General features: G+C 67.0%; 19 protein-coding genes and 1 tRNA gene. 5 read left to right on the plus strand and 15 right to left on the minus strand.

The window, feature by feature from the left end; all coding sequences use genetic code 11:
- Positions 1 to 45 precede the first annotated feature (45 nt).
- Both H9L16_RS04900 and H9L16_RS04905 read left to right on the plus strand, forming a co-directional pair.
- Positions 46 to 609 (plus strand): ECF-type sigma factor, encoded by a 564-nt coding sequence (locus tag H9L16_RS04900; protein ID WP_187553439.1) that lies wholly within the window; start codon positions 46 to 48, stop codon positions 607 to 609.
- The gene (locus H9L16_RS04905) at positions 606 to 3,467 is read left to right on the plus strand and encodes a serine/threonine-protein kinase (protein WP_187553440.1); all 2,862 of its coding nucleotides are present in this window, start codon (positions 606 to 608) and stop codon (positions 3,465 to 3,467) included. Before H9L16_RS04900 ends, H9L16_RS04905 begins: the two co-directional genes overlap by 4 nt.
- Before the next feature lie 72 nt (positions 3,468 to 3,539).
- Here the strand turns inward: H9L16_RS04905 and H9L16_RS04910 are convergent, their stop codons facing one another.
- The 3 genes from H9L16_RS04910 to H9L16_RS04920 all read right to left on the minus strand — a co-directional run bounded on the left by H9L16_RS04910 (position 3,540) and on the right by H9L16_RS04920 (position 7,859).
- Complete coding sequence (locus tag H9L16_RS04910) at positions 3,540 to 4,826, minus strand: hypothetical protein (RefSeq protein WP_187553441.1); 1,287 nt, start codon at positions 4,824 to 4,826, stop codon at positions 3,540 to 3,542.
- A 121-nt stretch (positions 4,827 to 4,947) separates the two neighbouring features.
- Complete coding sequence (mnmG, locus tag H9L16_RS04915; protein ID WP_187553442.1) at positions 4,948 to 6,837, minus strand: tRNA uridine-5-carboxymethylaminomethyl(34) synthesis enzyme MnmG; 1,890 nt, start codon at positions 6,835 to 6,837, stop codon at positions 4,948 to 4,950.
- A 404-nt stretch (positions 6,838 to 7,241) separates the two neighbouring features.
- Complete coding sequence (locus H9L16_RS04920) at positions 7,242 to 7,859, minus strand: hypothetical protein (RefSeq protein WP_187553443.1); 618 nt, start codon at positions 7,857 to 7,859, stop codon at positions 7,242 to 7,244.
- A 124-nt stretch (positions 7,860 to 7,983) separates the two neighbouring features.
- Between H9L16_RS04920 and H9L16_RS04925 the strand changes: the two genes are divergently transcribed.
- Both H9L16_RS04925 and H9L16_RS04930 read left to right on the plus strand, forming a co-directional pair.
- Positions 7,984 to 8,970, plus strand: a complete 987-nt coding sequence (locus tag H9L16_RS04925) for a pyridoxal-phosphate dependent enzyme (protein WP_187553444.1) — start codon at positions 7,984 to 7,986, stop codon at positions 8,968 to 8,970.
- A complete protein-coding gene (locus H9L16_RS04930) occupies positions 8,967 to 9,392 on the plus strand; it encodes a ketosteroid isomerase-related protein (protein WP_187553445.1) in 426 nt (141 codons plus the stop codon). Before H9L16_RS04925 ends, H9L16_RS04930 begins: the two co-directional genes overlap by 4 nt.
- Before the next feature lie 75 nt (positions 9,393 to 9,467).
- Here the strand turns inward: H9L16_RS04930 and H9L16_RS04935 are convergent, their stop codons facing one another.
- Genes H9L16_RS04935 through bioB form a run of 6 tightly spaced genes read right to left on the minus strand, consistent with a single transcriptional unit; the run spans position 9,468 to position 14,521 of the window.
- Positions 9,468 to 10,205, minus strand: coding sequence for a multidrug resistance efflux transporter family protein (locus H9L16_RS04935; RefSeq protein ID WP_187553446.1), 738 nt, complete (start codon positions 10,203 to 10,205; stop codon positions 9,468 to 9,470).
- Positions 10,184 to 10,459 (minus strand): hypothetical protein, encoded by a 276-nt coding sequence (locus tag H9L16_RS04940; RefSeq protein WP_187553447.1) that lies wholly within the window; start codon positions 10,457 to 10,459, stop codon positions 10,184 to 10,186. The genes H9L16_RS04935 and H9L16_RS04940 overlap by 22 nt, the downstream gene beginning before the upstream one ends.
- On the minus strand, positions 10,456 to 11,415 hold the full coding sequence (bioC, locus tag H9L16_RS04945) for a malonyl-ACP O-methyltransferase BioC (RefSeq protein WP_187553448.1): 960 nt from the start codon (positions 11,413 to 11,415) through the stop codon (positions 10,456 to 10,458). Before bioC ends, H9L16_RS04940 begins: the two co-directional genes overlap by 4 nt.
- On the minus strand, positions 11,412 to 12,287 hold the full coding sequence (gene bioH, locus H9L16_RS04950; protein ID WP_425507255.1) for a pimeloyl-ACP methyl ester esterase BioH: 876 nt from the start codon (positions 12,285 to 12,287) through the stop codon (positions 11,412 to 11,414). The genes bioC and bioH overlap by 4 nt, the downstream gene beginning before the upstream one ends.
- Positions 12,288 to 12,289: 2 nt before the next feature.
- Positions 12,290 to 13,468 carry an 8-amino-7-oxononanoate synthase gene (gene bioF / locus H9L16_RS04955; RefSeq protein ID WP_187553450.1) on the minus strand — a complete coding sequence of 393 codons (1,179 nt, stop codon included), beginning with the start codon at positions 13,466 to 13,468 and terminating at the stop codon, positions 12,290 to 12,292.
- Positions 13,469 to 13,471: 3 nt separating this feature from the next.
- Positions 13,472 to 14,521, minus strand: coding sequence for a biotin synthase BioB (gene bioB, locus H9L16_RS04960; protein WP_187553451.1), 1,050 nt, complete (start codon positions 14,519 to 14,521; stop codon positions 13,472 to 13,474).
- Positions 14,522 to 14,657: 136 nt separating this feature from the next.
- Here bioB and H9L16_RS04965 point away from each other — a divergent pair, with 136 nt between their 5' ends.
- Positions 14,658 to 15,296 carry a ComFC family protein gene (locus H9L16_RS04965; protein ID WP_229796584.1) on the plus strand — a complete coding sequence of 213 codons (639 nt, stop codon included), beginning with the start codon at positions 14,658 to 14,660 and terminating at the stop codon, positions 15,294 to 15,296.
- A gap of 7 nt (positions 15,297 to 15,303) precedes the next feature.
- Here H9L16_RS04965 and ubiA read toward each other — a convergent pair whose 3' ends face one another.
- The 6 genes from ubiA to H9L16_RS04995 all read right to left on the minus strand — a co-directional run bounded on the left by ubiA (position 15,304) and on the right by H9L16_RS04995 (position 20,454).
- On the minus strand, positions 15,304 to 16,227 hold the full coding sequence (gene ubiA / locus H9L16_RS04970; protein ID WP_187553453.1) for a 4-hydroxybenzoate octaprenyltransferase: 924 nt from the start codon (positions 16,225 to 16,227) through the stop codon (positions 15,304 to 15,306).
- Positions 16,228 to 16,360: 133 nt separating this feature from the next.
- A tRNA-Arg gene (locus H9L16_RS04975) sits at positions 16,361 to 16,437 on the minus strand.
- A gap of 118 nt (positions 16,438 to 16,555) precedes the next feature.
- Positions 16,556 to 18,193 carry a M4 family metallopeptidase gene (locus H9L16_RS04980; protein ID WP_187553454.1) on the minus strand — a complete coding sequence of 546 codons (1,638 nt, stop codon included), beginning with the start codon at positions 18,191 to 18,193 and terminating at the stop codon, positions 16,556 to 16,558.
- A 19-nt stretch (positions 18,194 to 18,212) separates the two neighbouring features.
- Complete coding sequence (locus H9L16_RS04985) at positions 18,213 to 18,800, minus strand: hypothetical protein (protein ID WP_187553455.1); 588 nt, start codon at positions 18,798 to 18,800, stop codon at positions 18,213 to 18,215.
- Positions 18,797 to 19,252 carry an EF-hand domain-containing protein gene (locus H9L16_RS04990; RefSeq protein ID WP_187553456.1) on the minus strand — a complete coding sequence of 152 codons (456 nt, stop codon included), beginning with the start codon at positions 19,250 to 19,252 and terminating at the stop codon, positions 18,797 to 18,799. The genes H9L16_RS04985 and H9L16_RS04990 overlap by 4 nt, the downstream gene beginning before the upstream one ends.
- Positions 19,249 to 20,454, minus strand: coding sequence for a TIGR03032 family protein (locus H9L16_RS04995; protein WP_187553457.1), 1,206 nt, complete (start codon positions 20,452 to 20,454; stop codon positions 19,249 to 19,251). Before H9L16_RS04995 ends, H9L16_RS04990 begins: the two co-directional genes overlap by 4 nt.
- Positions 20,455 to 20,456: the final 2 nt, after the last annotated feature.

Genomic DNA, 20,456 nt, shown 5'->3' on the forward strand with positions numbered 1-20,456 from the left:
CTGTGCGAAACTCCGACGCAACGCCAGCATGCCGCGGAAGCTTCGATGGATCCCGCCTCGCACGACGCACCGGTCACCCAGTTGCTCGCCCGGGCGCGCGCCGGCGATGCGCAGGCGCTGGGCGAGGCATATTCCGCGGTGTACGACGAACTCAAGCGCGCCGCCCGGTCGCAGCTGCGACGCATGCGCGATGCCTTCGAGACCACCGCCCTGGTCCACGAGGCTTACCTGAAGCTCGCCGGGGGCGCGCAGCTCGCCGCGGTCGATCGCAGCCATCTGCTGGCGCTGTCCGCTCGCGCGATGCGCCAGGTGCTGGTCGACGATGCGCGTGCGCGCAAGGCCGACAAGCGCGGCGGTGGCCAGGATGCGCTGACCCTGACCGCGCGGATCGACGCCGGAGAACGCGCGATGGTCGACGTGCTGGCACTGGACGAATTGCTGGGCTCGCTGCATGCGCTGGACGAGCGCGCCGCGCAGATCGTCGAACTGCGTTACTTCGGCGGCTATTCGGAAGTGGAGATCGCGGAGATGCTCGGCATCAGCGACCGCACCCTGCGCCGCGACTGGCGCAAGGCGCGCGCCTTCCTGCTGGCGGAGATGTCGCCGTGAGCGAGCTGGAGCAGGGGCGGCGCGCGCTGGCGATCTTCGACGCGGTCGCCGAACTCGATCCGGCGCAACGCGCGAACGCGCTCGACGCGATGTGCGCAGGCGACGACGCACTGCGCGCACGGGTGCAGGCCCTGCTCGATGCCGATGCCCACGCGACCGAGCCCTTCGCCGGCGATGCGTCCGCATGGAGTAGCGCGCTCGCCAACGAACATGCCGATGCCGACCATGCGATCGGTCGTTCGATCGGCGCCTGGAAGGTCGTCGGCACCATCGGCCGCGGCGGCATGGGCGCGGTGCATGCGGTCGAACGCAGCGACGGCGCGTACACGCAACAGGCCGCGCTCAAGCTGATCCGCGCCGGCGCCGATTCGCCCGCCGCGCGCGAGCGCTTCCTGCGCGAACGGCAGATCCTGGCCGGCCTGCAGCACCCCAACATCGCCACCCTGCTCGATGGCGGCATCAGCGCGGATCGCGAGCCGTATTTCGTGATGGAACGCGTCGATGGCGAACCCATCGACCGCTGGTGCGACGCGCGCGGCCTTGGCCTGCGCGAACGCGTGGTGCTGTTCCTGCAGGTGCTGGACGCCGTGCGTTATGCGCATCGCAACCTGGTGGTGCATCGCGACCTCAAGCCGTCGAACCTGCTGGTCGATGGCGACGGCCGGGTCAAGCTGCTCGACTTCGGCATCGCCAAGCAACTCGAGAATACCGACGTCACCGCGACCCATGATCGCGCGTTGACCTTCGAATACGCCTCGCCGGAACAGCTGCACGATGCGCCGATCACCACTGCCACCGATCTCTGGCAACTCGGCGTGGTCCTGCATCGGCTGCTCTCGGGTTCGCATCCGTTCGGGCTGACCCGCGACACACCGGTGGCGAAGCAATTGCAGCAACTGGAGCGCGAACCGGAGCCGCTGACCCGCTCCGCCGCGCAGGCCAGCGCCGAACAGGCCGCGCTGCGCGGCGGCATGAGCCCGGCCTCGTTGTCGCGCGCGTTGCGCGGCAACCTGGCGGAGATCGTGCAGGCCTGCCTTCGCCGCGATCCGGACGATCGCTATGCATCGGCCGATGCGTTGGTGAACGATCTCAAGGCCTGGCTGGACGATCGCCCGATCAGTGCGGTGCCGCTGTCGCGTGGCGCTCGCGGAGCGTTGTGGCTGCGTCGCAATCGCGTGCTCGCCGCGTCCATCGCCGCCGTCGCGATTGCATTGCTTGCAGGCACCGGCATTGCGCTGTGGCAGGCAAGCGAGGCACGCGATCAGGCGCGGATTGCGCAGCGCGAGAGCGCGAATTCGCGTGCTTCGCTTTCGTTCCTGGCCGATACCCTGGCCGGTGCCGCGCCCGACCAGACCCTGGACAGCAAATTCAGCCTGCGTCATCTGCTGGTGCATGCGCGCAAGCAACTGGATGCGCGCGATGCCACCATGGAACCGGCCGTGCGTCGCCCCATCCAGCGCGTTCTGGGAACGCTGTACGGCATGATGGGAGACGCGGAAGCGTCCAGAATCCTGCTGGAGGCGGGCCTCAAGGACGCGCAACCACGCAGCCGCGACGAAGCCATCGCACTGGCGGATGACTACGCCAATTATTCCGCCGTACTGGGCGCTCTCGAACAGGGAACGCAGAGCCTTGCCGCCGCAGAGCGTGCCGCCGGATTGCGCAAGCGATTCGCAGCGGACGACCCGAAGCAGCAAGTCATCGCTTATTCGGAACTGGCGTATGCGTATTTCCGCACCGGCGACCTGGCAAAGGCCGAGGCGACCTGGATGCAGGGCATTGCCCTTGCCAAGACCTTGCGCGACCCGCCCGTGGACGAGGTCCTGGTGCTCTACAACCAGCTCAGCATCAAGCTCAGCCTGGGCGGCGAAGGCCCGCGCGGGTTGCAGCTCGCCAAGGAAGGCCTGGCGTTTGCCGATCGACATGGCGTGCCTGCGATTTCTCCGCAGCGCATGCCGCTGCTGCGCGCACTGTCCGATGCGCAAGCCATTACCGGCGACGCGACGGCTGCAGAAAAAAGCATTCGCCAGGCCATCGCGATCCACGAAAAAACCATCGACGAGGACAACGCCAGCCTGGGCACCGCCTACAACAGCCTGGGACTGGTGTTGATCGATCTCGGCAACTACCGTCAGGCCACCGAGGCGATGCTGCGCGCCAATGCGCTGCAGGACCAGAAGGGCATGATGGAAATCGCCATCCTGACCAACAATCTCGCCGATGCGTATGCCAATTCCGGCGACTACGCGCGTGCCGCGAGCTTGTTCCAGCAAGCCATCGACGGCATCGGCAAGGCCGACATCGGCGGGATGGACTCGCTGCGCAGGAAAATCCAGGTGCGCCAGGCGCGAACCGCGGGTCTTGCCGGCGCGCACGCGCAGGCCTGGAACCGCCTGCTTGCGTTGCGCGAACAGACCGGCGATGCCGATGGGCGGGAATCCCTGGAATACGCCTATGTGTCCCTGCAACTCGCCCAGATGGCGCGACTCAGGCGCGATCCGGGGGGCGGCGCGCCCGTCGTGCAGGAAGCCAGGACACTGTTCACCAAACTGCTCCCGGACACGCATCCGTTCTTCGCCCATCTCCTGCGCTACGACGCCAGCTTTGCGCAGATGCGCGGCGACCTGCCCATTGCCGAACGCAACCAGCGCGCCGCGATCGCACGGTTGATGAAGTCACCCAACCAGTCATCGCTCGCCATCGCCAATGCGGAGTTGGCGGCCATCCGCGTGGCGCGCGGCGACAAGGACGAGGCGCGCGCCTTGTTGGCGAAGGCGCTGCCTGTCTTGCGTGAGTCGGTCCTGCCCCAGGAGATCAATCGCGTCGATGCCGAGGCGCTGGCAACGACGCTGCTCTGATCGGCACGGTCATTCCGGGCATCGCGCCTGATCCCGCACGGCTGACGAAAAAGGCGATGCCGGCGCGCGGCCTCAGCGGGCGATGCGCGCGCCCTGCAGGTCGGCAGCGCCGTCCACGACATCGGTCCACGCCAGCCACGCGCCACCGGCATCCACCGCCAGCCGCGGCGTGCCGCTGGCATGGCCGCGCGCACTCAGCTTCGCCACTTCGATCAACTGCAAGCGCTTCGACAGATCCGGCGTGTAGCGCGCCAGCATCAGCGACTGGCCCTTCGCGTCCTCGCGCAACCACGCCACCCACGCCTGCTGTTCGTCGATGGCGACATCGACCTGTCCGCGCACCGCAGCACCCGTGTCGACCGCCAGCGGTGCCGCGAATGCATCGCCTGCGTTGGTGCTGCGGGCGATGCGCACCACCGGCGTGCCGCCCGCCTCGGTGTACCACGCGACCACGGCGTCATTGCCGCGCGCAGCGATGGCCGGGCCGTTGACCGGGCAGGCCTCGATCTTCCAGCCATCTGCATGCACCGGGATCGGTTTGCTCCATGCGCCGTCGTCCTGCAGGCGCGCGACCACGATGTCGCGCACCTCGTCATCGCCGCGGTCGCGCCACGCGAGCAATGGACCACGGTCGGTCATTGCGACATCGGTCTGGCAGCAATCGCAGGCGCGTGCATCGACCAAGGCGTCGGCACCGCGCGCCAGGTCCATGTCGAAGCCGTTCGCACGCAGCTGCATGGCACCGGTGCCGTGATGCGCGGCGTCTTTCTGTTCTCCGTCCGCCGGCATGTGCTGTTCACGGCCATCCAGCCAGGCGATGCCGATGGCATCCGCCCCACGCGGCCACAGCGCGGCGAAACCGTGCTCGCTGTCGGTGGTGTCGTCGTTGACCCGGGTGATCTGGTTCCAGGTCATGCCGCCGTCACGCGAGCGCGCCAGCGCCACGTCATAGGCAGACGGACTGGCGGCACTCGCCTGCAGCCACTGCACCCACAACGCGCCGTCCGCGGTCGCCAGCATGTGCGGCGTGTCCGCCCAGTTGGCCACCAGCGACTGGCCGACCGCGATCGTGCGCGGCTGGCTTTGCCAACCACCGGCCACGGTGTACGAGGCGAACTGCAACACGTTGCGGCGCCCTTGCTGGCGGTTGAGCCAGCTGATCAGCACGCGGCCATCCGGCGCGACGCGCAGGTCCGGCGCCATCGACCCGGGCTGCGCCGGCAGCACCCAGTCCTGCACAGAGTAATCGCCGTTGCCGGGCCTCGCGACGGATGGCGCGTCATCGCCCTTGCAGGCGGCGAGCGTGGCGATGCTGAAGAAGAGAGCGAGTGCGATGCGCGTTTTGATCGGTGTTTTCATGGACGAAGGATACGCCGGTGTCCTGGTCGAAGAGGTCGGGGTGCCGGGCATTCGCTTTGCGGCTCGAAATGCCGCTGCGCGAACACCCGGCACCCCGACCTCTTCGACTTGCTCGCGTTGATCAGGCCGCGCGCTCGCGACGCTGACGTTCCAGGTGCACCAGCAACAGCGAAATCGCCGCCGGCGTCATCCCGGGAATGCGCTGCGCCTGGCCCACGGTCTGCGGACGCACGCGCTGCAGTTTCTGCGATGCTTCCGCCGACAGGCCATGCACCTGCGCGTAATCGAACGCGTCAGGGATCGCGGTGGTTTCGTTGCGTTGCTGGCGTGCGATCTCGTCGCGCTGGCGGTTGAGGTAACCGGCGTACTTGGTTTCGATCTCGACCTGCTCGGCCACTTTCGGATCGTCCACTCCCGGTCCGAGCAGCGGGACCCGCATCAGCGTGGGGTAATCCAGTTCCGGGCGACGCAGCAAGTCGAGCGCACTGCTCTCGCGGCTGACCTCGATGCCGATGCTGCTGGCCAGCGACGCACCCAATGCATTGTTCGGTGCGGCCCAGAGTGCACCGAGGCGCACCGTTTCGGCGATCACCGCCTCCCGCTTGCGCGAGAAGTTTTCCCAGCGCGCATCATCGACCAGGCCCAGCTCGCGTCCGGTCGGCGTGAGCCGCACGTCGGCATTGTCCTCGCGCAGCTGCAGCCGGTATTCGGCGCGGCTGGTGAACATGCGATACGGCTCGGTGGTGCCCTGGGTGATCAGGTCGTCGACCAGCACGCCGAGGTAGGCCTCGTCGCGACGTGGCGACCACGCATCCTTCTGCTGCACGAAACGGGCCGCGTTGACGCCTGCCAGCAGGCCCTGCGCGGCGGCTTCCTCGTAGCCGGTGGTGCCGTTGATCTGGCCGGCGAAGAACAGCCCGGCGACCGCCTTGGTTTCCAGCGAACCCTTCAATCCACGCGGATCGAAGTAGTCGTATTCGATCGCGTAACCGGGCCGGGTGATGTGCGCCTGCTCGAAGCCGGTGATCGAACGCACCAGGTCCAGTTGCACGTCGAACGGCAGCGAGGTGCTGATCCCGTTCGGGTAGATCTCGGTGACGGTCAGGCCTTCCGGCTCGACGAAGATCTGATGGCTGGCCTTGTCGGCGAAGCGCACCACCTTGTCCTCGATGCTCGGGCAATAACGCGGGCCCACGCCCTCGATCTGCCCGGAATACAGCGGGCTGCGATGCAGCGCATCGCGGATCAGCTGGTGCGTGTGTTCGCTGGTGTGGGTGATCCAGCAACTCAGCTGGCGCGGATGGTCGGCGATGCTGCCCATGAACGACATCACCGGACGCGGATCGTCACCCGGCTGCTCGACCATCTTCGAATAGTCCAGCGTGCGCCCGTCGATGCGTGGCGGTGTACCGGTCTTCAGCCGGTCGATGACGAAGGGGCGCTCGCGCAGCTTCGCCGCCAGCGTGGTCGCCGGCGGATCGCCCATGCGGCCCGCGGCGTACTGGGTTTCGCCGATGTGGATCTTGCCGGCCAGGAACGTACCGGCGGTCAGCACCACCGCGGGCGCGTCGAAACGCAGGCCGGTGTTGGTGATCGCGCCGCGCACGGCATCGTTGTCGATCACCAGATCGTCAACGGCGGCCTGGAACACGGTGAGGTTCTGCTGGTGCTCCACCGCGGTGCGGATGAAGCTGCGATACAGCGCGCGATCGGCCTGGCAACGCGTCGCCCGCACCGCCGGGCCTTTCGAAGCATTCAATGTTCGCCACTGGATGCCGGCGGCATCCGCGGCTTTCGCCATGACGCCGCCGAGCGCATCGATTTCCTTGACCAGGTGGCCCTTGCCGATGCCGCCGATCGCCGGGTTGCAGCTCATCGCGCCCACGGTGTCGATGTTGTGGCTGAGCAGCAACGTGCGCGCGCCGGCGCGTGCGGATGCCAGCGCGGCCTCGGTGCCGGCATGGCCGCCGCCGATCACGATGACATCGAAGGTGTGGAAGGGATTATTCATTGCGACGGGATTCTAGGCGTGCGCCTGCCGATTCGCTGTGTTGGCGTGCATGACCGACTTGGCACGGTTCCTGCATTTACCCTTTCAGCACCCGGCGTGGCACGCCGAAACGCGATGAACCGGACTGAACAGGGGCCGGTTCCTGCGCACGACGGGGACGCTACGGGGGCCGGATGTCGGGGGACATCCGGCCCTCACTTTTTTCCGTCGGGGATCAGGCGCAACACAGCCTGCGGAAGAAGTGCCGGCGCCTGCAAGACAGACGGAACAGGGGGGATCCGGGTGGTCCCACAGGTCGCCGGCGGTGGCTAGAGTAGCGTGATCGGGTCGCAGAGTGACGCGGTTCGTCAACCTTACGACCAATTGCGGTTCAGGCTGTGCGCGGTGTCACGCTTTGACATCGCTCACTCGCGAGCCGACGGATGGACACTCCGAGTCCGCGCCCGCTCGCCCGCTCCACCACCACCACGCACCATCCCCGCCGGGCGCGATTCGCTGCGCTCGCGCATCACCGGTGCCGCTGGACGCGCGGGCGGCGGCGAGCGCTGCACCATCGGCCGCGCATCGGGCGGACCAAGGCGGCGCGGTCGCGAGGGCTCGTCATCGCCACGCTCATGGATGCGGCCGATGTCGCGCCAAGGCGGCCGCTTGCCGGGACGTTGCCCGCCATGCGCCGGCGGTGGACCCTGGTGATCGCCGTCATGGTCGCCGTCATGTCCGCCGTGACCCGGGCCATGCGGGGGACGCGGACGCGGAACATGCCCATGCGGATAACCGGAATACGGCCTGCCGTAATACCCGTAGGGATAGCCGTACAGCGGGCGACCGAAGATGTCGAGGTAAAAGCCCCGGCCGAAGCCATAGCTGCCAATGCCGCCGTAGCCGTAACTGCCGTAGTAGCGATAGTCGACGCTTGGCTGGCCGTAGTAATAGTCGCCGTTGCCGCCGCGGTAGCTGTAACCGGTCGCGCAACCGGCCAGCGTCGCGATGGCCAATGCGGGAAGCAGGAATTTGCGGATCATGGTGGTTCCCCTTGGATGCTTTTGCAGCTTCCCGCCGTCGCTTTGAATCCGTGCTTAATTTCGCCGCCTGCCTGCATCGAACGCTGAACCGTTCAGCGACAAGCGCCTGCGCTAGCATCCTCGCATGAACCCGCACGCCCCCACTCCCTGTTTCGATGATGTGCTCGCCGCCGCCGCGCGCATCGCTCCGCATGCGCATGTCACCCCCGTGCTGCGCTCGCGCGCGCTGGATGCGCTCAGCGGCGCTGGACTCACCTTCAAGGCCGAACACCTGCAGCGCATCGGCGCGTTCAAGTTCCGCGGCGCCTGCAATGCGGTGTGGTCGCTGGCCGACGACATCGCCGCGCGGGGCGTGGTGACGCACTCGTCCGGCAATCACGGTGCCGCGCTCGCACGGGCGGCGCGCGGTCGCGGCATCCCCTGTCACGTGGTGGTACCGGACGGCGCAGTGCGCGCCAAGCTGGCCGCGATCGAACATTACGGCGCGATGCTTCACCATTGCGCGCCGACCATCGCCGCGCGCGAGGCGCTCTGCGCGCAATTGCAAGCCGCCACCAGCGCAACATCGGTGCATCCCTACACCGACCCGCGCGTGATCGCCGGCCAAGGCACTGCTGCACTGGAGCTGCTGACCACGCATGCGGATCTGGATGCATTGGTGGTGCCACTCGGTGGTGGCGGCTTGGCCGCAGGCACAGCACTGGCGATGCGCGCGCTCGCACCACGCTGCCGGCTCTACCTGGCCGAACCCATCGGTGCCGCAGATGGCGCGCGTTCGTTCGCGAAGGGCGAACTCGACCACGATTTCGTTCCGGACACGATCTGCGATGGCCTGCGCGGCACCTTGGGCGCAATCAATTTCGACATCCTGCGCACTGCCAATGCGCAGGTGTTGACCGTCGACGATGTGCAGGTCGTGGCGGCGATGCGCCTGCTGTGGACGCGCACGAAACAGCTGGTCGAACCTTCGTCCGCGACGGCGCTGGCCGCGGTCTTGGCGAACCGTGCATTGTTCGAAGGGCGACGCGTCGGCATCATTCTTTCCGGCGGCAACGTCGACCTCGATGCACTGCCCGCCTTGTTCGCAACCGCCACGGAAGCGCAGCCATGAAAATCGACGGCACCCGCGCGCACGATCGCGCCACCGAAATCGTCCTCGCCTACTACGCCGCGTTCAATCGCGGCGACTGGGCCGGCATGCAGGCGTTGCTGGCCGAGGATGTCGCCCACGACCTCAACCAGGGCCCGCGCGAAACCGGCAAGCCGGCATTCGCCGCGTTCCAGCAGCGGATGGCGCGTTGTTACCGCGAGCAGCTGCGCGACGTGATCGTGATGGCATCACCGGACGGTGCGCGCGCCGCCGCCGAGTACGTGGTGCATGGCGAATTCCTGGTCGCCGATGACGGACTGCCGCCTGCGAACGGGCAGGCGTACGTGCTGCCCGGTGGCGCGTTCTTCGAGATCCGCGATGGACTGATCGCGCGCGTCACCAATTACTACAATCTGGAAGATTGGCTCGTTCAAGTGCGCTGAGATTCAAGCCAAAGACACTGAATCCCTGCCTTCGCAGGGATGACGAGCGTAAAAGCAGAGCTGCATGAGACTTCTCTAGCTGCCACGATCCGTCTGCAGCGCATCCGCCTCGCGCGCGCTGCGTCGCGCATCGTGCGCCACGATCCACGCGAACAGGACGATGCCGGCGACCACCAACGCCGCGCCCGCCAGCGCCTGCCCGCGTGGCCAGGCTTCGCCGAGGAATGCCACGCCCAACAGCATCGCGAAGATCACTTCCGCGGCCTGCATCGCTTCCGCCGCACCGAGTGCAGTCGCGTTGTCGCGGACCATGCCGGTGGCCTGGAAGAACAGGATGGTCGCGATCACGCCGGCACTGATCGCCACGCCCAGCGCCAGCCACAACTGCGATGAAGACGGTGGTCCCGCCTGCAGCCACGCCCACGCCGCCAGCGCCAGCCACGCCGGCTGGCTGGCCAGGGTCAGGCCGAATACGCGCTGGGTCGCGTTGAGTTCCACGCCCGTGCGCTCCAGGTGCAGCAGCAATCCGCGATTGCCCAAGGGATACGCGAACGCGCTGGCGACCACGCACAGCAATGCGATCCAACCCTTGGCGTCGAGCGCACCTTGTGCGTGGCCAAACTGCATCAGCAGCACGCCGGCGATGATCAGCACGCCGACACCCAACGCCGCGCGCGGGATGCGTGCGCGCACGTCGTCGTAGAGCAGTGGCGCGCACAACATGCCGGCCACCACCGTCGTCTGGAAACTCGCGGCGATCAGCCACGACGGCCCGCTGGCTGCCGCATAGCTCAGCAACATGTAGAACAGCACGAACCCGATCCCGCTCCACAGCACCCATGCCCCGGCGCGGCACGCATCGACTTGGCGACCGGCGGGATGCCGCCCTGCCACGGCATCAGCGGCAACAGCAGCGGCAGCACGAACAGGTAGCGCAGCGACGCAGTCCACGCCCAATGCCCGCCATCGACGGCGGCGGCGCGATTCAACACATAGGTTGCGGTGAAGAACAGCGCCGACAGCAGGGACAGCGCGATCGCCAGCAGCGCGCGCCGTTGCGCGGTCATCCGCGCCGCCGGATCGGGATCCGCGACAGCGGGATCGAGGCCACGTCGACATCGCCCTCGCGCAGCGGCGTGCCGGCCTCCGGCGCCCAGGCCATCGCGCTGATGGTTTCCCAGGTGGCCGGCAATCCCTGCGCATCGCGATGCATTTCGTAGGCATTCGCCGCTGCCGCGAAGCGCGAACGCCCGGTCAGCGTGTGCCGGCGCGAGGCCAACGCATTCGTCGCACCGATCGCACGCAATTCGCGCATCAACGATGCCAGTTCCGGGTAATGCGTGGTCTCTTCCTCGCGATCCAGCACCGGCTGGCGAAAGCCGGCACGCACCAGCGCATCGCCGAAACCGGCGATGTCGGCGAACGGACTGACATGCGGCGGCGGCGCCTGTCCTGAGCCTGGCGAAGGATCGGCATGGGCGAAGGCATCGCGCAGTTCCCACAAGGTTTCCGGGCCGAAGGTGGACACCAGCAGCAAGCCATTGGGCTTCAGCGCCCGACGGAAGCCGGCGAACAGCGCATCGAGATCCTCGACCCATTGCACGCACAGGTTGGAGAACAGCACGTCCACCGACGCCTCCGCCAACGGCAGCGCGCGTGCATCCGCGCAGACCTGCGCCGGCACCCGCGCGAACGGGTTGGAGAGGCGTTTGGCGCTCAGCAGCGGCGCACGCCTGGATGTCGCACGCGCCTGCTGCAGCATCGGCAGCGCGAGGTCGAGCGACACGACCTGCGCCTTCGGCCAGCGTTTCTGCATCGCGATGCTGGCGCGGCCGGTGCCGCAGCCGAGATCGAGTACGCGCTGCGGCGGCTCGCGATTCAACGCGGGATCGTCAAGGTAATCGAGCGATTCCAGCAGTCGCGCTTCAACCGCATGCTGCAGCTGCGCCGCAGCGTCATAGCTGGCGGCCGAGCGCGAGAACGCGCGCCGGACTTGCCTGGCATCGAACAAGGGAGTGCTCATGGATGCTCATGCTCGTCATCCCGACGAACGCCGGTATCCAGCTCTGGATTCTTCGATGAAAAACAAACAGCCGGATCCCGGCGTTCGTCGGGATGACGAGCAAGGAACTCCAGCAGCGCAGCCGCGACCTCATCCGCATGCGTCAGGAACGGCGCATGCCCGGCATGCTCGACCTGCACGTAGCGCGCATTCGGCGTAATGCTCGCGGCTTCACGCATCGCCCGCGGATTCACCAGTTTGTCGCGCCGCCCGCCGACCCACAGGCTCGGCACGCGCAATCCCGGCAATGCGTCGCGCAGATCGCTGGTTTCCAGCAACTGCAAACCTTCCGCCAGCACACGTGGCGAAGGCTCGCCATGAGCCAGCACGGCGTCGCGCAGCATGCGCAATTCCTCGCGCATGTGATCGGAACCGAACGCCTCCAGTGCGATGAAACGATCCACCGTGGCGCGCCAGTCGCCGCGCAGTCCCTCGGCGAATCCGCGGAACACTTCGACCGGCATGCCATGTGGCCAATCGTCGGCGACCACGAATTTCGGCGTGGCACAGAGCATCGCCAATGCAGGAATCCGCTCGGGACATTTCGACGACGCCCGCAGCGCGATCAATCCACCCAGGGACCAGCCGCACCATGGCGCGTCGGGCACAGCATCGAGCACGGCATTCGTGCAGGCGTCGAGGGTCAACGGCACCCCGCAGTCGCGATTGTGGCCATGGCCGGGCAGGTCGACGACATGCAGAGTATGTTGTTCGCGCAACGCCTCCACCAACGGCGCGAACAGACCGCCATGCATCGCCCAGCCATGCAGCAACACCAGCGGCGGGCGCGCCTGCCCTGAGCCTGTCGAACGGCCGAAGATGTCGACATGCAGGCTCATGCGGTCACCGCGTCGCATGCGCGCGAGAGCGCATCCAGCAGGCCGTCGACCTGTCGTGCGTCGTGCGCGGCGCTCAAGGTGATCCGCAAACGCGCGCTGCCTTCCGGCACGGTGGGCGGTCGGATCGCGGCCACCCAGTAGCCTTGTGCTTCCAGTGCTTCTGACATCGCCAGCGCATCGGCATCGCGACCGACCAGCAACGGCTGGATCGGCGTATCGGAGGCCAGCAATGCAAGTCCGCGTGCCTGCGCACCTGTTTTCAATCGTTCGATGTTGATGCGCAGGCACTCGCGCAAGTCGTCGCCTGCCTGCGCGATGCGCACCGCTGCGCGCGTGGCCGCGGCCTGCGCAGGCGGCAGCGCGGTGGTGTAGAGATAGGGTCGCGCGGCCTCGGCGAGATGCGCGATGAGGTCGGCATCGCCGACGACTGCCGCGCCCGCGCTGCCCAGCGCCTTGCCGAACGTGACCAGACGCAAGGGCACGTCATCCGCGTCGAGACCCGCGGCATCGATGCTGCCGCGACCGACGTTGCCGAGCACGCCAACGGCATGTGCATCGTCGATGTACAACGTCGCCTGTCGGTCGCGCGCGATGGCGGCGAGTGCACGCAGCGGTGCGACATCGCCATCCATCGAGAACACGCCGTCGCTGGCGAGCAGCGCGGCACCGTCGGGATGCGCGGCAAGCTGGCGTTCGGCGGCGTCGGCATCGTTGTGTGGATAGCGCTTCAACGTGCAGCCGGCGAGCCGAGCGGCATCGATCAGCGATGCATGGTTGAGCTTGTCCTGCACGCAGACGTCGCCCGCGCCCAGCAACGCCTGCACCACCGCGAGATTGGCCATGTAGCCGCTGCCGAACAGCAATGCACGCGGGGCTTGCAACCAGTCGGCGAGTTCCGCTTCCAGCGCGGAATGCTGCGCGCCATGCCCGCACACGAGATGCGAGCCCGTACTGCCCGCGCCTTCGTCGGCCGCATCGCGCATGGCGGCGATCATGTGCGGATGCTGCGACAGGCAGAGGTAGTCGTTGCTGCAGAAATTCAGCAGTTCGCGACCATCGACGACGCAACGCACGCCGTCGCGTCGCGTGACCATGCGGATGCGACGACGCCGATGCGCGGCCTCGCGCTGCGCGCGCAGTGCCAGCACGCGCTCGCTCAACGACTCCCGCGACATCGCTCAGGCTGCTTCGGTGATGCCGGCGTGCACCGTGGTCGTGCACGCGTCGATGCTGTCGTCCTTCGCGTTCTCCACCTGCATCGGTCGCAAGCCGAGCCGCGCGAACAACGCCATGTCGCGCTCGGTGTCGGGGTTGCCGGTGGTCAGCAGTTTCTCGCCGTAGAAGATCGAGTTGGCGCCGGCGGCGAAGCACAGCGCCTGCAATTCGTCGCTCATGCTTTCGCGGCCGGCGGACAGCCGCACCATCGAGGCCGGCATCAGGATGCGGGCGACCGCGATGCTGCGCACGAACTCGAGCGGATCGAGCTCGGTGGTGCCATGCAGGGGCGTGCCTTCGACCTGCACCAGCCGGTTGATCGGCACCGAATCCGGATGCGCGGGCAGGTTCGTCAGCGTCTGCAGCAGGCCAGCACGCTGGCGGCGCGATTCGCCCATGCCGACGATGCCGCCGCAGCAGGTCTTCATGCCGGCGTCGCGCACGTGCGCCAGGGTGTCGAAGCGATCCTGCATCTCGCGGGTGTGGATGATGTCGCCGTAGAACTCGGGGGCGGTATCGATATTGTGGTTGTAGTAGTCGAGGCCAGCGCTCTTCAACGCCTGCGCCTGTTCGCCGGAGAGCATGCCCAGCGTCGCGCAGGTTTCCAGGCCGAGCGCCTTCACCTCGCGGATCATCGCCGCGACCTTCGGCACATCGCGATCCTTCGGCGAACGCCAGGCCGCGCCCATGCAGAAGCGCGAGGCGCCGGCGGCCTTCGCCTGCTTCGCCTTCGCCACCACGTCCTCGGTGGCCATCAGTTTCGTGGCGTCGACGCCGGTGTGGTAACGCGCCGCCTGCGGGCAATAACCGCAGTCCTCGGGGCAGCCGCCGGTCTTCACCGAGAGCAAGGTGCTGACCTGCACCTCGGCCGGATCGAAATGCTGCCGATGCGCGCTGCCGGCGCGATGCAGCAGTTCGGTGAACGGCAGGTCGAACAGGGCTTCGACCTCGTTGCGCGACCAGTCGTGGCGGACGGGAAATTTGCCGATGGGAGCAACACTGATGGCAGGCATGGGGATTCCCTGACAGACACGCTTGGACAAGGCCGGCAGTCTGGAATGCATGGCCGGCACCGTCAACCAATCATTCCCCGGAAAAGTTGACGGCTGCCTGGCCGCCCCCGCGCCCTGGCTGTTCGCCCTGCGCTGCATGGTCTGCGGCGAACCCGCCGCGCGCGGCCGCGATCTCTGCATTCCCTGCCACATCGCGCTGCCGTGGCAAGGCCCGGCCTGCCGACGCTGCGCCTTGCCGCTTCCGCAACCGGGCGAGTGCGGACACTGCCTGCAATCGCCGCCACCGCTGGGCGAAGTGCATGCAGTGTTCGATTACGCCTTCCCGGTCGACCGCCTGCTACCGCGGCTCAAGTTCCATCGTGATTTCGCCGCGGGGCGGGTGTTGACGCAGTGCATGGCGGATCGAATGGCGGCCTTGCCACTCCCCGATGCCGTCATCCCGATCCCGCTGCATCGCGCCCGCCTGCGTGGTCGGGGTTACGACCAGGCGCTGGAACTGGCCCGTCCGCTGGCGCGTGCGCTGGGCATCCCGTTGCTCGAACACGCGCTGGCCCGGCGCAAGACCACGCGTGCGCAATCGCGGCTGGACGCGAACGCCCGCCAGCGCAACCTGCGCGATGCGTTCCATGTCGATGCCAAGAGACCGCTGCCGGCGCATGTCGTGCTGGTCGATGACGTGATGACTACCGGCGCGACCCTGCATGCGGCGGCACGCGTCCTGCACCAGGCCGGCGTGCAGCGTATCGATGGATGGGTCTGTGCGCGGGTGGCGTGACCCGTTTTCAGGCGACAACAGCGGTGCTGCGCATGGCGAAATCCGTGGCAATGCCGGCGAACACCGCCATCCCCACCCAGTGGTTGTGCAGGAACGCACGGAAGCAGGCCTCGCGTTCGCGACCGCGGGCGATGCCGAACTGGTACGCGACCAGCAGCATGGCAACGCCCAAGCCTCCCCAGTAATACGTGCCCATGCCGTCGTCGCGTCCGACCAGGGCCAGGGCGGCGAACATGCAGACATACAGCACGCCCTGCGCGACCAGGTCCATGTCGCCGAACAGGATCGCGGTCGACTTCGCGCCCATGCGCAGGTCGTCGTCGCGATCGACCATCGCATACCAGGTGTCGTAGGCGGTGGCCCAGAAGATATTGGCCACGTACAGCACCCACGCGATCGGTGGCACGTCGCCGGTGAGCGCGGCAAACGCCATCGGAATGCCCCAGCCGAAGGCCATGCCCAGGTAGACCTGCGGCAGGTAGGTGTAGCGCTTCAGGTACGGATAACTGGCGGCCAGCAACACGCCGACCACGCTCATGTAGACGGTCAACCGGTTCAACGTGAGCACCAGCGCGAAAGCGACCAGCATCAGCACGGCGAACACCGCCAGCGCTTCGCGGCCGGATACCGCCCCGGTCGCCAGCGGGCGTTGCCTGGTGCGCTCGACATTCGGGTCGAGCCAGCGATCGGCGTAGTCGTTGATCACGCAACCTGCGGATCGGGTCAGCCAGACCCCCAGCGAGAACACCAGCAGCGGCCAGAGTGGCGGCATGCCCTTGGCCGCGATCCAGAGTCCCCACCACGTCGGCCACAGCAGCAGCAGCCAGCCGATCGGGCGATCGCCACGCACCAGCGCCCAGTACTGGCGCAAGCGCTCACGCCATTCTGGCTCGGCACCGGGACGCTGGGCGAAGTCGCGCTCGTCTGGCATGGGCACTGCGGGAAATTGGCGCGCCCGGAGGGGTGAACCGTCGCGCTTGCAAGCCACTGGCTTGCGCGACGGCGAACGCCCGAGCGCTCAGCGCGAGGGCAGGGGAATCCCGACCTCGTTGCAACATGATCTATGGCGCGCCCGGAGGGATTCGAACCCCCGACCAATGGCTTCGGAAGCCACTACTCTATCCGGCTGAGCTACGGGCGCATGGCGTGCGGTGATCGCCGCGGACGCGCATTCTCGCACGGTTGCACCGGAGCGTCATCGGCAAACGAATCGGCCCGCTTGCGCGGGCCGTCCGTTCACGCGATGGCGCTGCGCGCGATCAGTTGACGCTGACTGCGCTCCACGCCGCAGCGACCGCGTTGTACTGGGTGGAACCGGCACCGTACAGGTCGGTCGCGGCACTCAAGGTCGCCGCGCGGGCTTGGGCGTAGTTGGTGCTGGTCGTCATGTACACGGTCAGCGCGCGATACCAGATCTTGCCGGCCGCCGAACGACCAATCCCGACCAGGCTGGTATTGCCGTTGCAGACAATGGAAGACGCACTGAGGTTGGCCCAGCTACCAGCGCCGAACCCGGCCGGAACCACCGCACCTTCTGCCAACAGATAGAAGAAGTGGTTGCCGATGCCGGAACCACCGTGCACCTCGAACGTCGGCGTGGTCGCCGGGTCGTAGCAATCCTGCGAGTAGCCGTTGTCCAGGCTGGGCTTGAACATGTAGCGAATGGCCTGCGACATGTTGGCATTGTTGAGGAACAGTTCCTCGCCGATCACGTAGTCGCCCGGGTCGTTGGCATTGTTCGCGTAATACTCGACCAAGGTGCCGAAGATGTCCGAGGTGGCCTCGTTCAGCGAACCGGACTCGCCGCTGTAGATCAGGTCGGCGGAACGGCTGGTAACGCCGTGCGACATTTCATGGCCGGCGATGTCCAGGGCGACCAGCGGCAGGATGGTGGCACCATTGTCGCCGTCACCGAAGGTCATGCAGAAGCAGCCGTCGCTCCAGCTGGCATTGGCGTAGTTGCGGCCGTAATGCACGCGGCTGATCGCGCCCACGCCGTCGTTGCCGATGCCGTTGCGACCATGGATGTTCTTGAAGTAATCCCAGGTGGTGGCCACGCCGTAATGGGCGTCGGCGGCAGCGGTCTGCGCATTGCCGACCAGGAAGTTGCCCCAGACGTTGGTGGTACCGGTGAACACCGCACCCATGCCGGCGGTCTTCATCGACATGTTGTGGGTCTTGCCGCCACCGCGGGTCGAATCCACCAACTGGAAGCTGGTGCCGCACTTGGTGGTGTTCAGCACCACGGTGCCGGAGGTGAGGCTCTTGCCGCTGCCGACGGCGGCGGTCGCTCCGCTGCAGCTGCTGCCGCCCGGACCGGGCTTGGCGGTGTGGACCTCGTCCCACTGGTCGAGGATGCGGCCACTGCGCGCGTCGACGAAGTAGTGCATCTCGGTTTCGGTCTGGTCGGCCTTGATGCCCTTGAACACGACTTCATGGGCCAGCACGGGGCTGGTGCCGCGGGCAAAGACCACCAGGCGCGAGGTCGGCGCACCGAAGAACTTGCTGCCAAAGCGTGCACCCGCCTCGACAATCGCTTCGTCGCTGCTGACGAGTGCGGTCAGGCTCGGACGCGAGGCGCTCTTCAGGCTCTGGCTGACATTGCGGAGCTGGCCGTTGCGCGAATGCATCACGAAGTCGCCGCCGATCACCGGCAGGCCACGGAAGCTGCGCTGGAAGCGCACGTGCTCGGTGCCGTCGGCATCGACGACCGCGTCGCGCGCGGCGAACACGTCGCCATTCGCAGCACGGATGGCGCTGGCGCCGTTCGCGCCCAGCAGCACGTTCGCACGGCTGATGGCGGCGGACTTCAGGTTGCCGGCAGCCTCGGCGGGGATCGCCGCAAGGGCGAGGCCGGAAGCGATGGCGAGGCTCAACAAACTCATCTGGGCTTTCATGGCGCGTTCTCCGTGGTGATCAGGTCCGGCCGTTTCCGTGCCGGGGAATGGATGGTGCAGGCCGGGTGCCGGCGGTACGGCGTGTCCCGGAAACGGCGGCAGGCGCGCGCAATGGCGTTGGCGCCTGCAGCATCGCGTCTTCGAAATAGGACACGCGCAGCTGCAGGCCACGCGGCGAATAGCCGATGAAGGTGGCATCGAATGCCGGCTCATGCGCCTTGGTATACGCCGCGACGAGCTTGGAGTTCTCCAGTTCGAGCAGGATGCCAAGGCTTTCCGGCTGCGACTGCTGTGTGGTGTAGTCCTGCAGGGCGCGCTTGGAGGCGGCAAAGAACGGCTGCACCTGATGCTTGCCGCGCATGGATTCGGCGAAGTACTGCCTGTAGTAGTACATCGGTTGTCGCAGGCGCGGCAGCACCTTGATCACCGCCGTGGACACGCCGCAGATCGCCCCGGCTTCGTCACGCCCAAGGCAAACCGCCTGTTCAGCGCGGGCCTTGGCCATGGCCGGGTTGGCGATGGCCTTGTTCTGCTGCCAGAACACCGCGAGCTCCTCAAGCAGCTCGGGAGTCATCTGCTGCCAGACCGGGACTATCTCGATCTTCACTTGGTTGCGGCCTTGGCGGCATCCGGCGCAAGCGTCTGCACCAGTTTCACGTATTCGCCGAACGCCAGCTTGCCGTCGCGGTCGAGATCGAACACCGACATTTGTGGCGCGTTCTTGCCGGCCTGCCTGACCAGCATCAGGCTGCCGTACTCGGCCGGGTCAATCGCATTGTTCTTGTTGGCGTCCACCGTGGCGAACTGCTGGCGCAGGCGCGCCTGGGTCTCGGTGACGCGCTGCACCTGCTGCCAACCCATGCGGAACTCGACCAGCGACAGGTTGCCGTTGCCATCCTTGTCCCAGGCCTTGAACGCCTCCGCAGCCGGGTCTTGTGCCTGGCGCGCCTGGGCCGGCTGCGCGGGTTTCGCCGGTGCCGACTGCGCAGCGGCCTGCTGCGCGCCGAGCAGCAGGATGCCGCCGGCGAGCACCATCATCGTGCCGCGGATCATCTTCATGCGGCGCTCGCCTCCGCGGCAGGCAGGTCGGACTCGAAGGTGATCAGGTCGCGAATCTCGGCGGTACGCAGGCCGATCATCATCGGGTTCTTCACGTTCGGCAGGAACGCGATGTCGAAGATCTCGCTGATGTCGCCTTCGAAGCGGATCCAGTTCAGCACGTCGCCATTCGTCAGCGAGATGATCTGCACGCCACACCATGGCTCGGCGTCGCGCTTCTTCAGTTCATCGTCCAGTTGCAGGCCTTCGAAGCGCTGGTTGCGCGGCTTCGACAGGCCCACTGCGGCGACGTTTCCGATGATCGACAGCCCGCGCGCGAAGCCCGGCACCGAGGCATGCGGCACGAAGGCCTTCTTCTCGAAATCGACCCAGCCCAGATGGCCGGTGCCGGCATTCAGCACCCACAGCTTGCCGTTGTGCCAGCGCGGCGAGTGCGGCATCGACAGGCCTTCGCAGACGATCTCGTCGGTCTGCACGTCGATCACCACGCCACCGTCCTGCCGACGATCACGCCAGCCATCGACGCTGTCGCTCTTGCAGACGGCGGTGACGTACTTCGGCTCGCCATCGACCATCGCCAGGCCGTTCAGGTGGCACCTGTCTTCGGGCGCCAGCTTGCTGATGAACGCCGGCTTCCAGATCGCCTTGAAGCTGTGGGTCTGGCTGAGTTCGGACAGGCAGGAGTACTTCGTGTTGACGAAGACGACCTTGCCGTTCTTGCGGATGCCGAGTTCGTGGATGTCCAGGTCGCCGATGGTCTGGGCGTTGCGCGGGACATAGCACTTGTCGAATTGGCCGTGGATCATCTCGTTCGGGCGCAACACGTTCTCGAAGCGCCAGAGCTGGTACAGGCCGCCCAGGTAGATGCGCTGGGCATTGCCGACCACGCCCATGGCGCGCTCGAAGATACGCTCGAAGAACGACACGCGGCCCTTCTGGTCGCTGCCGACCAGGTAGATCCGGCCGGTCTGGTAGGAGGTGATCGCCAGCGACAGCTTGTGCTGCGACAGCCAGCCCGCCAACCCGCGCGAGCAGGACTTCTCGACCTTGAGCTTGGTGATGTCGAGCGGCTTCTTCTGCTCGCCGGTGGCCGGCGCCGGCGCATCGGCCGATACCGTATCCAGACCAGTTTCCAGCTCCGGCTTGTCCTGGTGTCCCTGGACCTGTGGCTCTTCCTGCTTGTTCTCGTTCGTCACGTGCATCC

This window comes from Thermomonas carbonis (genome assembly GCF_014396975.1).
GTDB classification, from domain to species: Bacteria; Pseudomonadota; Gammaproteobacteria; order Xanthomonadales; family Xanthomonadaceae; genus Thermomonas; species Thermomonas carbonis.

Bases quoted from the DNA above. Each gene is read 5' to 3' on its own strand.
- H9L16_RS04900 (WP_187553439.1), top strand. From the start codon at position 46: ATGGATCCCGCCTCGCACGACGCACCGGTCACCCAGTTGCTCGCCCGG.
- H9L16_RS04910 (WP_187553441.1), bottom strand. From the start codon at position 4,826: ATGAAAACACCGATCAAAACGCGCATCGCACTCGCTCTCTTCTTCAGC.
- mnmG (WP_187553442.1), bottom strand. From the start codon at position 6,837: ATGAATAATCCCTTCCACACCTTCGATGTCATCGTGATCGGCGGCGGC.
- H9L16_RS04920 (WP_187553443.1), bottom strand. From the start codon at position 7,859: ATGATCCGCAAATTCCTGCTTCCCGCATTGGCCATCGCGACGCTGGCC.
- H9L16_RS04925 (WP_187553444.1), top strand. From the start codon at position 7,984: ATGAACCCGCACGCCCCCACTCCCTGTTTCGATGATGTGCTCGCCGCC.
- H9L16_RS04930 (WP_187553445.1), top strand. From the start codon at position 8,967: ATGAAAATCGACGGCACCCGCGCGCACGATCGCGCCACCGAAATCGTC.
- H9L16_RS04940 (WP_187553447.1), bottom strand. From the start codon at position 10,459: ATGACCGCGCAACGGCGCGCGCTGCTGGCGATCGCGCTGTCCCTGCTG.
- bioC (WP_187553448.1), bottom strand. From the start codon at position 11,415: ATGAGCACTCCCTTGTTCGATGCCAGGCAAGTCCGGCGCGCGTTCTCG.
- bioF (WP_187553450.1), bottom strand. From the start codon at position 13,468: ATGTCGCGGGAGTCGTTGAGCGAGCGCGTGCTGGCACTGCGCGCGCAG.
- bioB (WP_187553451.1), bottom strand. From the start codon at position 14,521: ATGCCTGCCATCAGTGTTGCTCCCATCGGCAAATTTCCCGTCCGCCAC.
- H9L16_RS04965 (WP_229796584.1), top strand. From the start codon at position 14,658: ATGGTCTGCGGCGAACCCGCCGCGCGCGGCCGCGATCTCTGCATTCCC.
- ubiA (WP_187553453.1), bottom strand. From the start codon at position 16,227: ATGCCAGACGAGCGCGACTTCGCCCAGCGTCCCGGTGCCGAGCCAGAA.
- H9L16_RS04980 (WP_187553454.1), bottom strand. From the start codon at position 18,193: ATGAAAGCCCAGATGAGTTTGTTGAGCCTCGCCATCGCTTCCGGCCTC.
- H9L16_RS04990 (WP_187553456.1), bottom strand. From the start codon at position 19,252: ATGAAGATGATCCGCGGCACGATGATGGTGCTCGCCGGCGGCATCCTG.
- H9L16_RS04995 (WP_187553457.1), bottom strand. From the start codon at position 20,454: ATGCACGTGACGAACGAGAACAAGCAGGAAGAGCCACAGGTCCAGGGA.